Consider the following 11,648-nt stretch of genomic DNA (forward strand, 5'->3'; position numbering starts at 1 on the left):
AAAATATCTAGCAAATATTTATGTTATACTTATCAATGTATCAATGCTCTTGAAAGGAGTTCTTTATGAAACAAAAATTTATTTTCGGTGGCTATACTAAACGCATCAATCAAGGGATCCATGAAGCCATCCTTGATTCTGAAACCGGTAAATTAGAAAACTCCCGTTTGATTTTTAAATTAGATAATCCTACTTATGTCTGCACAGATAAATCCCATTCCACCCTTTTTGCCCTGATTCAGGATGGCAATCAAGCTGGGGTTATTGCTTTACAGGAAAAAGATCAGCGTTGGCAAGAAATCGATCGCTGTCTAGCAGGCCAAATTAATGCCTGCCATATTAGCTATTATGAACCTTGCCAGACCCTTTACTTAGCGAATTATCACCAAGGATGCATTGATGTCTATCATTTTGAACAAGAACAATTAAGCCATCTTCAAAAAGTAGCCGTCAAAGAATTTCACCCAGACTTATCAGCGCCAGTGCAAATGCATTTTACTTGGGCCAATCCTAGTCAAAAGCTATTATATGCCTGTAATTTAGGGCAAGACCTGATCGAACTATTCGATATTAAAGAAGATGGTCAACTGGTTTATCGGGAAAGCTTTAGTTTAGCTGAAGGTGTGGGGCCGCGCCACTTCATCCACCATCCAACATTACCGATTATTTATGTTATTGGTGAATATGACAATTATATTCATCGGATGACCATCGATGAAAATGACCAACTCGTTGAACAAGATGCTGTTGCCGCCTTGGATCAAGATCAGTTGAGAGAAGCTAGTGGCGCAGCCATCAAAATGACTCGCGATGGTAAGTTTCTATACTGTTCAACCCGTTTTGCCAACTTCATCTCTGTCTTTGCTGTCGATGAACAAGGTCAGTTAGAACGGATTCAAAGTATCGATACCGTTGGCCAAATTCCGCGTGATTTCGCCCTTGACGAAAATGAAGAATATTTATTAGTTCCTCACCAAGATAGTGATTTTGTCAGTGTATTCCGACGCAATCCTCAAGATGGTCGCTTGAAATTTGCCAATAATGATACGGAAATTCCTGAAAGTGTATCTATCATTCCCTTCTAAAATGAAACGATAATATCGAATAACCCTCGCAGATAGTTTCTGCGAGGGTTATTTTTATTAATAGACTTTCTTATATTTATTTAACGCGGATGCTACCAATCTTGTCGCCACGTTTAACCGGGCCATATTGATCGATAATCATTTCTTCAACCGTTTCATTGCCATTGGTCAAAATAACAATCATAATATCATCTTTGCCTGCTTCCTTAATCGCTGATAAGTCGATTTTTGCTAAGTCAGTATTGGGAGAGACCTGATCCCCTTCTTGAACCTGAACCTCAAAAGGTGCCCCCTCTAGAGCCACAGTATCAATCCCGAAATGGAGTAGAATTTCTACTCCGGAATTTTTCAAAGCAATGGCATGTTTAGTTGGAAAGACATTTAAGATTTCAGCTTGGCAAGGTGATTGAACTTCGCCATTGGTAGGCTTGAAAGCAAAGCCGTCCCCCATCATACGTTGAGCAAAGACCGGATCCTCTACCTCTTCAATCGACACTAATTCACCATCAACCATCGCAAATAGGTCGAATTCTTTGACTTTCTCTTCTTTGTTTTTATTTTTTCTCAAAAAATCAAACATCTTCTCATCCTCTCTTTAAATTTATTTCATTTTAACATAAACTTATGTTACACTCTATTATCGGAACTGAAATAAGTTCGGATTATTTCTCTGAATATCAATTTTTAAAGGAGTAGCCGATGGAAAATATAGATATACTTGAATTAATTAAAATTATTATCCTTAGTGTTGTTCAAGGAATTACTGAATGGTTGCCAATTTCTTCTACCGGTCATATGATTGTGATTGAAGATTTTATGCCACTAAGCTTAAGCAGTAACTTCCGTGAGCTCTTCTTAGTCTTAGTCCAATTAGGTTCCATTATCGCCGTTTTGGTCCTTTACTTCCAAAAATTAAATCCTTTTAGTTTAAGTAAAGACCCTGGAGAACGGAAACAAACCTGGATTCTATGGTTAAAGGTCGCCTTTGCTTCGCTACCAGCCGTGCTCTTTGGCTTTGTACTTGATGATTATATGGATGAATATTTCTATAACCCGGTGGTTGTGGCCATTGCCTTGATTGTCTATGGGATTGGCTTTATCTGGATTGAAAGTCACAAACAAGGTAAGCATGCCTTTCAAATTCAAACCTTGGCTGACTTATCTTTCGCCACAGCCTTTAAGATTGGCCTCTTCCAAGCCTTAGCCATTATTCCAGGAACCTCACGCTCAGGTTCAACCATTATTGGTGCCTTAATTCTCGGCGCGTCTCGCTTCGTTGCGACCGAATTTTCTTTCTTCATGAGTGTCCCCATTATGTTTGGTGCCAGTCTGATGAAACTGGTCAAATTAGGCTTTGGCTTAACAAGTCTAGAATATGTTTATCTAGGCATCGGTATGGTCATTGCTTTTATCGTTTCCATCTTAGCGATTAAGTTCCTTTTATCTTATATCAAACGACATGACTTTAAAGCGTTTGGATATTATCGAATTATCCTCGGTGCGCTGATTTTGCTCTACTTTGTGCTTAAATAATAGTATATTAGCTTCCATCTAACCTAGATCGTGGCAAAGCCCCTCCAACGGCTTTGTTATGATCTGGGTTATTTTAAAAAACAATACTATTAACCAAATTAGTCCTGCCAACATCAATAAAAAGAAAACTTAGATTGATTCAAGAGATAGTTGTATTTAGAATGATTCTAATGTACAATAGGGTTATAGGAGGTTATGCTTATGCAATCAATAAAAAGTTGGGTTAAAGAAAATAAAGAAATGACGCTGACTATTATCAGTGGTCTGCTAATCATTATTGGCTTTATCCTTAAATATTCACAAACAAATGATACAAGTGTGCCTATTTTTATCTTGGCTTTCTTAATTGGAGGCTATAATTCAGCTAAAAACGCCTATTTAGAATTAGTTCAAGATTATCATCTGAGTGTGGACGTCTTAATGATTCTAGCAGCAGTAGGTGCTTGTATTATCGGTTATTGGACGGAAGGTGCCTTGCTCATCTTTATCTTCTCACTTTCAGAATCCCTTGAAGTTATGGCCATGGCTAAAAGTCGCGATGCCATTACTAAATTAATGAAGATGACACCGGATACCGCCCGCAAATATAATAACGATGGTCAAATTATTGAAGTTCCCACCAATGAATTAAAGATCGGTGATAAGGTTCAAGTTCGTAAAGGAGAATCTGTTCCTATCGACGGGAAACTTCTTAGCAAACATGCGGTAATTAATGAAGCCTCCATTACCGGTGAACCCGTTCCTGTGACTAAGGAAACAGGTGACGATGTGATTGGCGCGACCATCAATGAAGAAGAAACCTTTGATATGGAAGTCAGTGTTGAGAATGAGGACACCCTCTTTTCCAAAATTATTAAAATGGTTGAAGAAGCGCAAAATTCTCCTTCAAAAACTGATAGTTTTATTAAAGGAATTGAAGACAACTATGTCAAGATTGTCTTAATTGCTGTTCCCCTATTCATTATTCTAGCCCCATCTATCTTTGGTTGGACCTTATCAGAAGCCTTCTATCGAGGCATGGTCTTATTAACCGTCGCTTCACCTTGTGCCCTAGTAGCTTCAGCTGCCCCAACCAACTTATCAGCTATTTCAAGAGCGGCAAAGAAGGAAATTATCTTTAAAGGCGCGGATACCGTTGAGCAATTGACTGATCTTAAAGCGATTATCTTTGATAAAACAGGAACCTTAACGATTGGCAAACCCGAAGTCCACGAAGTATTCTATGAAGAAGCGGCTGATCGTCAAGCCGTTAATCAAGTCATTAAAGCAGCAGAGAATGGATCCACTCACCCAATTGCCACCGCAATATTGGATCATTTAGAAGATACTCCACTGATTCAATTAGATGACGTGAAAGATATCACCGGTAAAGGCTTAGAAGTTCAAGCATTCAATCAATCTTGGAAGATTGGTTCAAGAAACTTCGTTATTGATAACTTAACCGAAAAAATTGGCCAAGAATCTCTCGCCAAAATCGATGAGCTGCAAACCCAAGGAGCCACGGTCATCTACGTTTCAGCCAATAATCAATTACTGGCTTACTTTGCTTTAATGGATGAATTAAAGGCTGAAAGTAAATCAGCTATCGATGAACTTCATAAACTTGGGATTCAAACCGTCATGTTAACTGGAGACCAAGAAAAAACCGCCAAATATATTGCTAAAGAATTAGGAATTGATGAAGTGCGGGCCAATCTATTACCTCAGGATAAAGTCAGCCATGTGAAAGAATTGCAAGAGAAATATAACAGTGTGGCCATGGTCGGTGATGGAATCAACGATGCCCCTGCTTTAGCCACTGCCAATGTGGGGATCTCGATGGGTTCAGGGACCGACATCGCTATGGAAACTTCAGATATTGTCTTGATTAAAGATAGTCTAGATCAATTACCATTCGCCATTGGTCTATCACATAAGATGCATCAGATTACCAAGCAAAATATTATCTTCTCACTCTCTGTGATTGTCTTACTAATTATTTCCAATCTATTCCAAGCGATTAACTTGCCGATTGGTGTTGTTGGTCACGAAGGCTCGACTATTCTGGTCATTCTTAACGGTTTGAGAATGTTAGCTTATAATTATCAAAATAAAGCTTAACTTAAACTTATTTAAAAGATTACTTAACTTCAAAAAGATCCCCTAGACTTGGTCTGGGAGATCTTTTTTTTGGTCTCATGAATCGTAGCATTCTTTTTTAACGCAAAGAAAGAAAGATTACCATACAGATCAGCGAGCTTGATTGAATATAAATCCGATTCTATTCTTTTAGGCTAAGGCATTATCAGGTCGAATTTCAGTGACTCCTGACATATAAGGAACTAAGACTGGAGGAATTTTTACTGAACCATCGGCTTGTTGATAATTTTCTAATATCGCGACGACTGTTCGACCTACAGCTAGACCAGATCCATTCAAGGTGTGTAGGTACTCAGCCTTGCCATCGGTGTTCCGATAACGAATCATCGCCCGTCGTGCTTGGAAGTCTTCGCAATTAGAACATGAAGAAATTTCACGATAGGTATCCTGACCAGGAATCCAAGCTTCGATATCATAAGTTTTAGCCGCAGAAAAGCCCATATCTCCAGTACAAAGAACAATGGTCCGATAAGGAATTTCTAAAGCTTGTAAAATGCCCTCGGCTGCTTGTGTCATCTCTTCCAATTCTTCATATGAATGATCTGGATGAGCTAATTTGACTAATTCCACTTTATGGAACTGATGCATACGGATTAAGCCTCGGGTATCTCGACCCGCTGAGCCAGCTTCAGACCTGAAAGAAGGTGACATGGCCGTCATTTTCACTGGAAGCTGTTCAAGGTCTAAGATTTCTTGAGCGTAATAATTCGTTAAAGGAACTTCAGCTGTAGGAATTAAGACTAAGCCACGATCATCTTTGAGTTCAAAGACATCCTCTTTAAATTTAGGAAATTGACCAGTACCAAACATCGCCGTTTGATTTACCATATATGGTGGAATCATTTCACGATAGCCATTTTTCTGGGTATGGGTATCTAACATAAAATTATAAACAGCCCGCTCTAAGCGTGCCCCTAAACCGCGATAATATACAAAGCGCGCCCCGGCTACTTTTGCTCCCCGATCAAAATCTAAAATGCCTAAATTTTCTGCAATATCCCAATGATTTAACGGTTGGAAATCGAATTCCGGAAGGTCTCCCCATCGACGAATTTCTACATTATCATCTTCATCTTCACCAATCGGCACGTCTTCATGTGGTAGATTTGGTAAGCGAAATTCAATGGCTTCAATTTTCTGAACTAAGGTTTCTAACTCTTGATCCATGTCTTTAATATTGACACCGATTGCTTTCATTTCTTCGATTTTATCACTGGCATCCGCTTGTTGGCGTTTCAATTGAGCAATCTCGCCGGTCACTTGATTTCTGGTCTTCTTAGCTTCTTCGACTTTGACGATTAAATCACGACGTTGTTGGTCCAAATCCAGATAACGTTCCAATAGTTGCCGATCAACACCCCGGTGCGATAATTTCTCAGCGACTTGTTCAAAATTATTTCTTAATAATTTGCGGTCTAACATCGAATCCCTCCATAATTTTCATTAAAAAAATAGAGCCTTCTCCCATCTGGGACGAAGGCTCGTTCGCGGTACCACCCGATTTCAAATAGTGAAGACTTTAACCACTATTTACACTCACTATCCATAACGGGGATGGCCGACGCTATTTAATCAATCACTTGAGTTCATAGGTTGAATAAAGTGTGGATTCACAACTTACTTGTACAGTTTCCACCAGCCACTGTATCTCTATTCTGGCAAATAAGTTATTACTATTCACTTCTCATTTGTAAGTTTATTATAAGAATTTTATCTTTAAATGTCAACTTCCATCCTCGTTAACGAAGTCAAACATGCGCTGAGCTTACCAATTCAGTTCACGGGCTTTTGCTGTTTCTTGATAATGATGGGTTCGATCTAATCCTGCCCAATTTTGTTGCCGTAAAGCCTCATAGATGACAATGGCTGCTGTATTAGAAAGATTTAGCGAGCGCACATGTTGATCGTTCATCGGTAAGCGTAAGCAGTGTTCTTTATGGGCTTCCATTAATTCAATGGGTAAACCGGTCGTCTCTTTGCCAAACAAGAAGAATTGTTCTCCCTGAGAATTCTCGGCTAAATTCGCATCCGATACAATCTGGGGAGCAAATTTACTAATCAGATATAAAGGCCGTTGACCAACGTAATCTAAGAATGCTTGCAAATCCTGATGTTCAATAATTTCAACATGATGCCAATAATCCAAGCCGGCTCGTTTTAGCATGCGATCATCCGTTGAAAAACCTAAAGGATGAATCAGATGAAGTGCAGTATTAGTCGCTGCGCAAGTCCGGGAAATGTTCCCCGTATTAGCGGGCATCAAAGGTTGATATAGAGCAATATGATTCTTCATGATAAGTCATCACGCTTTCTATGGGTCGTTCTTGCAGGGCGTTTTTGTTTCAAATGTTGGATAGCCTGATCAAATTCAGTAAGGGCTGCAGAATCAGTCTCGCTATCAGCTTGGGCAATCACTGCTTCTAATAGCACAGGATTATAGAATTTCTCGATTTGACTCAAGGCCCAGGCTGCTATCGCGCGAATATCGGGCCGAGGATCATCTTCCATCACTCGAATTAATTCTGGCATGGCAGATTTATCGCCCATGTTAGCTAGGGCAATAATGGCATTGCGTTGAATCGGCTTCTTACCTCGCCAGGAGCCAGCCAAATGACCAAACTGAGCTTTAAACTCACGATTTGACAAAGTCAACAAGGGTTTTAATTGGGGTTGAACTTGATCGACAATCGGCTCCATTTCTTCATGAAGATGATAATCGATCCCCTGATTATAGGGACATACCAGTTGACAAATATCACAACCATAGATCACCGAACTTATCTTACGTCGATAGTCTTCCGGCATGATCGATTTAGTCTGGGTCTGATAAGACAAGCATTTCTGTGCATTCATCCTGCCATCACCCAACAGAGCTTGCGTTGGACAGGCACGAATACAACGGAAACATTGCCCGCAATCATAAGCTACTTCGGTATCGGGTTCAAAATTTATGTTTGTAATCATCTCACCTAAATAGAGCCATGAACCAAATTCCTTGCTAATCAGCAAACCATTACGCCCTATGAAGCCAAGACCCGCTCGCGCCGCTACCGCGACATCAATCAAGGCCCCAGTATCTACCATCATTTCGGTTTGGGCTTGAGGACATAATTCCTTAAGAAATTGATCTAATTGTTGTAACTTATTCCGCAGTACATGGTGATAATCTAGCCCCCAAGACGCACGGGCAAATTGTCCGCGCTTATTCAGTTTGTCCTTGGGAACTTCTTGACGTATTCGACTTGGATAAGCCAGACCAATCGAGATGATCGATTGAGCCCCGGGCAATATTCGATCGGGATAAAGTCGTTCTTCAATAATGGGATGTTCAAAGCCTGTGGTATGTCCCTTGGCTTTCTGTTCTATTAAAGATTCACGCAAATCGTCGAAGGGCTGGCTCGAAGCAAAGCCAATTTTGTCGATGCCAATGGATTTGGCGTAAGCAATCACTTTATCTTTTATGCTTTGGCGATCCATTGATGCCCTCCCATCTATATCCATTCATCAAAAAAAGAGGTGGCCTCTTTAGCTACCTCTTGATGCTTTGAATAATTATTCTTCAGTCTCTTCTTCAGTTTCACCGATAACTTCAGGTTCAGCAGCTTCTTCTTCGGTTTCAGTTTCTTCAACTTCTTGAGGAGCAGATACAGTGACAATGGTTTGTTCTGAGTCATCAAGCAATTCAACATCTGCAGGAACATCAATATCAGCAATGGTTAAGGTAGACCCAATTTCAAGACCCGTAACATCCACTTCAAATGATTGAGGAATCGCATCTGGTTTAGATTCTACAAGCACGGTATTCATAACCAATTCAACAATACCCACCTTAACGGTTTCAACATTTAATAGTACAATTGGTACTTCAACCTCAAGTTTTTGATCAGCAGAGATTGCTTCTAAGTCGACAGAATAAATTTCATCTTTTAAGGCTGCTTTTTGGAAATCTTTAATCCAAACTTTTTGAGTTTTGCCATCATAATCTAAATCGAAAACCGCGTTCGTTCCTTCCTTCTTCAGAAGAGCTACAAATTCGCGTTTATCAATTAATAAAGAGCTGGCTTCGCCTTCTTTACCATATAAAGATACTGGGATTTGTCCTTCACGGCGTGCTTTTTTAGCTGAGGACGATCCTGTTTCATTTCTTAGGACTGCTTTTAAATTCATGAATACGTTTCTCCTTTATTCTAAAATTTTCACCCAAAAACATGGGCATTTTAGCACATACATTATAGTATCAAAAATAAAAGTAAATTGCTAGAATAAATTGCCATTATTTTGTAAAATAGAGTAATTCTTAGAGAGGAGGCCTTATGAAGAATATTTTTCACTTATTGAAACCTTTTGACTATATTTTCATCCTCTTAGCCTTAATGCTTTCTTTTCTCCCTAACCTAATTACTGGCCTACAATTTCAGCAGGGATCTGATACAGAAACTTTAGTGGCCATCGTCAAGATTAAGGGAGAAGAAGTTGATCGCTTTACCCTAGGGCCGGGACAAGCAGCAGAAAAAACTTACCATCCTAATCCGGGTCAATACAATATCATCCAAGTCGAGGATCATAAAATACGGATTAAGGAAGATAATAGTCCAGACCAGGTGGGTGTTATGACCGGTTGGATTTCTAAACCTGGACAAACAGCGATCTGTCTCCCCCACCAATTGATTATCGAAGTTTTAGGACTCCAAGAAGAAGACGAGCTGATTCTGCCTCTCTAGCTAGGTAGGGAAGCTCGTTTTTTATTAGGAGCGATAAGCAAAGATCCCTTAAAGAAACGTTAAAATTAAAGCTAAACCTACCGACAGCGAATATACCAAGGAGAACAAGACAAAAGATTTAATGGACCCCACAAAAGTTTGATCCTTAATTTGTTGCTGGCGAAATCGTTGCAAGCTACGATAATGCGGCCAGACAAAAATGAGGAAGATGAGACTCCAAGTCGGTAATAGACCTGACAAAGCATAAATCATTAGGAATAACCAAGGTAGACCACTTAAGACACTGTATAAAACGAGTGCCCACTTTTTGCCGATATAATGGACTAAGGTAAATCGTTGATTCAAGCGGTCAGTAGCTAAGTCACATATATTATTGGCCAACATAATATTAGCGATTAGGCAGACAAAAGGCAGGGCCAACCAGACAATCCGCAGACATTCTTGCCAATAAACATTTATTTGAATGAAATGACTCGACCACGTGGTTGATAAAATAATTGAATAGTTATTAACAAAAATTGCTAAAAAGAAGATACCTAGTCCCATGGTCAAACCCGATAAGATTTCACCCAAGGGTAGACGCGAGGTCGGCAAAGGCCCAAAGGTGTAAGTAATACCGATTATGTAGAAGATGGATCCAATTAACAGGAGGATTGGGTCGGTTAACCTGACGAGATGAATCGAAAAAACAAAGGCAATGGATAAAATGGCTAGTAATAAAAAAATAATAAAATTAATATCTAAGTGGTGGCGACCAATCACGTTCTCTTTATATTTATACTCTTGATCGACAGCCTTGAGATAATCCATGGTGTTATTAATCGCTGTCGTAGCCATATCAAAAAAACTGGCAGCAATAAAGAAGACCAGACTATTAATCCAGTTAAAATGCCGATAATGGTAGGCTGACCAAAGAAAACCAACAAGCATTGGGAAAAAACTAGCTAATTTGGTCTTAATCTCGACGAATTCCAAGAACTGCGATAGATTTATGTAACTATGCTTCTTTGACTCATTCATTGACAATATGATACTCCTTATTGGTTAGCTGGAAACTTTCCTTTAATCCATCGGATAAGTGAACACCCTTATCTTTATCAATATAAACCACTTCATAACCATCGAGCCGATTGATCAAGTCTAAACCTTGATCAATTCCTAATAAGAATAAGGCGGTCGAATAAGCATCGCCATCGAAAGATGTAGGTGCGAATACTGTAACACCAGAAATATTATTATCTAAAGGATAACCTGTATTAGGATCCATGATATGATGATATTTCTTGCCATCCTGTTCTAGATAACGCTCATAAATTCCTGAGGTCACGATGGCTCCCTCCTGAACTCGTTGACTACCGACGATAGCTCCACGTACTTTATCTGGATCTTGTACGCCGACATTCCAGCCTGCTTGATTGGCAAGATTTTGGCCCATGACAATCACGTTTCCGCCTAAATTAATGATGGCTGTGCTAATCCCATGCTCTTTAAGGATGTCTGCTACTCCTGAGCCAATAAAACCTTTGGAAATCCCACCTAATTCCAAAGCCATTCCTGCTTCTTCAAGTTTGACAGTTTGGGCTTGGTCATCGAGTGTAATCTTATGGTAGTCAATCTTAGTGAGGGCTGTTTGGATTTCTTGATCGCTTGGAACTCGGGCTTGATCTGATCCGATTTGCCACAAATTGGTCAAGGCTCCAATCGATATATCGAACAGTCCCTGACTTTGTTCCGCCACATCAATGGCTCTTTGAATGACCTCGAACGTTTCAGGATGAACTTTTACCGCCTCTTTCCCGGCAGCTTGATTTATTTTATAGACATCTGAACCTGAAAGATTGGTCGAAAATAATTGTTCCATTTCTTTCATATAATTAAAGGCTTGCTCCATGGCTGCTTCTTGATTTGGATGGTAAATTTGTAATGTCACAGCAGTATGGAGCAAGGTTTCCGATCGAGTCAGCGGATCCTTAATCACTTCTAAACCAGTTTGATCGGTCTTTATACTGGCGGTAGTGACAACATCCGCTGGGTTATCTGATTTTTTCTGACTTTGTGTTTGGTCTTGGCTTTGACTACATGCCGTTAAGATCAAGACCAGTAGCATTAAAAGAGTTTTTTTCATATTTTCACCTATTTCACAAATTACAAAAAGCCGATCCACCTTAAC

The 11,648-nt window shown here is 39.7% G+C and carries 11 protein-coding genes and 1 other annotated feature; of the genes, 4 read left to right on the top strand and 7 right to left on the bottom strand.

What is annotated here, in order from left to right; genetic code table 11:
- Positions 1–65 precede the first annotated feature (65 nt).
- On the top strand, positions 66–1,085 hold the full coding sequence (locus M0R79_RS05945; protein WP_248416014.1) for a lactonase family protein: 1,020 nt from the start codon (positions 66–68) through the stop codon (positions 1,083–1,085).
- Between the two features lie 76 nt (positions 1,086–1,161).
- Here the strand turns inward: M0R79_RS05945 and M0R79_RS05950 are convergent, their stop codons facing one another.
- A complete protein-coding gene (locus M0R79_RS05950) occupies positions 1,162–1,665 on the bottom strand; it encodes a PTS sugar transporter subunit IIA (RefSeq protein WP_092571875.1) in 504 nt (167 codons plus the stop codon).
- A gap of 119 nt (positions 1,666–1,784) precedes the next feature.
- On the opposite strand from M0R79_RS05950, the gene M0R79_RS05955 reads away from it, so the two are divergent.
- The gene (locus M0R79_RS05955; protein WP_200793419.1) at positions 1,785–2,618 is read left to right on the top strand and encodes an undecaprenyl-diphosphate phosphatase; all 834 of its coding nucleotides are present in this window, start codon (positions 1,785–1,787) and stop codon (positions 2,616–2,618) included.
- A 201-nt stretch (positions 2,619–2,819) separates the two neighbouring features.
- Positions 2,820–4,718: a heavy metal translocating P-type ATPase gene (locus M0R79_RS05960; protein ID WP_248416013.1), complete on the top strand. Its 1,899-nt coding sequence runs from the start codon at positions 2,820–2,822 to the stop codon at positions 4,716–4,718.
- Positions 4,719–4,886: 168 nt separating this feature from the next.
- Here the strand turns inward: M0R79_RS05960 and serS are convergent, their stop codons facing one another.
- The 4 genes from serS to M0R79_RS05980 form a co-directional block, all read right to left on the bottom strand.
- On the bottom strand, positions 4,887–6,179 hold the full coding sequence (serS, locus tag M0R79_RS05965) for a serine--tRNA ligase (protein WP_092571871.1): 1,293 nt from the start codon (positions 6,177–6,179) through the stop codon (positions 4,887–4,889).
- A gap of 44 nt (positions 6,180–6,223) precedes the next feature.
- Positions 6,224–6,453 (bottom strand) — a binding site (T-box leader).
- A gap of 69 nt (positions 6,454–6,522) precedes the next feature.
- On the bottom strand, positions 6,523–7,050 hold the full coding sequence (locus M0R79_RS05970) for a tRNA (cytidine(34)-2'-O)-methyltransferase (RefSeq protein ID WP_092571869.1): 528 nt from the start codon (positions 7,048–7,050) through the stop codon (positions 6,523–6,525).
- Entirely contained in the window at positions 7,047–8,234 is a 1,188-nt protein-coding gene (gene queG / locus M0R79_RS05975) for a tRNA epoxyqueuosine(34) reductase QueG (RefSeq protein WP_092571866.1), read from the bottom strand. Before queG ends, M0R79_RS05970 begins: the two co-directional genes overlap by 4 nt.
- Before the next feature lie 75 nt (positions 8,235–8,309).
- A complete protein-coding gene (locus M0R79_RS05980; RefSeq protein ID WP_092571863.1) occupies positions 8,310–8,924 on the bottom strand; it encodes a 50S ribosomal protein L25 in 615 nt (204 codons plus the stop codon).
- A 146-nt stretch (positions 8,925–9,070) separates the two neighbouring features.
- Here M0R79_RS05980 and M0R79_RS05985 point away from each other — a divergent pair, with 146 nt between their 5' ends.
- Positions 9,071–9,478, top strand: coding sequence for a NusG domain II-containing protein (locus M0R79_RS05985; RefSeq protein WP_248416012.1), 408 nt, complete (start codon positions 9,071–9,073; stop codon positions 9,476–9,478).
- Between the two features lie 48 nt (positions 9,479–9,526).
- On the opposite strand, the gene M0R79_RS05990 is transcribed toward M0R79_RS05985, so the two are convergent.
- Both M0R79_RS05990 and M0R79_RS05995 read right to left on the bottom strand, forming a co-directional pair.
- Positions 9,527–10,498: a 1,4-dihydroxy-2-naphthoate polyprenyltransferase gene (locus tag M0R79_RS05990; protein ID WP_248417179.1), complete on the bottom strand. Its 972-nt coding sequence runs from the start codon at positions 10,496–10,498 to the stop codon at positions 9,527–9,529.
- Positions 10,491–11,603, bottom strand: a complete 1,113-nt coding sequence (locus tag M0R79_RS05995; protein ID WP_248416011.1) for an FAD:protein FMN transferase — start codon at positions 11,601–11,603, stop codon at positions 10,491–10,493. The genes M0R79_RS05990 and M0R79_RS05995 overlap by 8 nt, the downstream gene beginning before the upstream one ends.
- Positions 11,604–11,648: the final 45 nt, after the last annotated feature.

Origin of the sequence: Ignavigranum ruoffiae, assembly GCF_023195815.2 — a bacterium.
Classification (GTDB): Bacteria; Bacillota; Bacilli; order Lactobacillales; family Aerococcaceae; genus Ignavigranum; species Ignavigranum ruoffiae.

Bases quoted from the DNA above. Each gene is read 5' to 3' on its own strand.
- queG (WP_092571866.1), bottom strand. From the start codon at position 8,234: ATGGATCGCCAAAGCATAAAAGATAAAGTGATTGCTTACGCCAAATCC.
- M0R79_RS05985 (WP_248416012.1), top strand. From the start codon at position 9,071: ATGAAGAATATTTTTCACTTATTGAAACCTTTTGACTATATTTTCATC.
- M0R79_RS05960 (WP_248416013.1), top strand. From the start codon at position 2,820: ATGCAATCAATAAAAAGTTGGGTTAAAGAAAATAAAGAAATGACGCTG.
- M0R79_RS05970 (WP_092571869.1), bottom strand. From the start codon at position 7,050: ATGAAGAATCATATTGCTCTATATCAACCTTTGATGCCCGCTAATACG.
- M0R79_RS05990 (WP_248417179.1), bottom strand. From the start codon at position 10,498: ATGAATGAGTCAAAGAAGCATAGTTACATAAATCTATCGCAGTTCTTG.
- M0R79_RS05945 (WP_248416014.1), top strand. From the start codon at position 66: ATGAAACAAAAATTTATTTTCGGTGGCTATACTAAACGCATCAATCAA.
- M0R79_RS05995 (WP_248416011.1), bottom strand. From the start codon at position 11,603: ATGAAAAAAACTCTTTTAATGCTACTGGTCTTGATCTTAACGGCATGT.
- M0R79_RS05950 (WP_092571875.1), bottom strand. From the start codon at position 1,665: ATGTTTGATTTTTTGAGAAAAAATAAAAACAAAGAAGAGAAAGTCAAA.
- serS (WP_092571871.1), bottom strand. From the start codon at position 6,179: ATGTTAGACCGCAAATTATTAAGAAATAATTTTGAACAAGTCGCTGAG.
- M0R79_RS05980 (WP_092571863.1), bottom strand. From the start codon at position 8,924: ATGAATTTAAAAGCAGTCCTAAGAAATGAAACAGGATCGTCCTCAGCT.
- M0R79_RS05955 (WP_200793419.1), top strand. From the start codon at position 1,785: ATGGAAAATATAGATATACTTGAATTAATTAAAATTATTATCCTTAGT.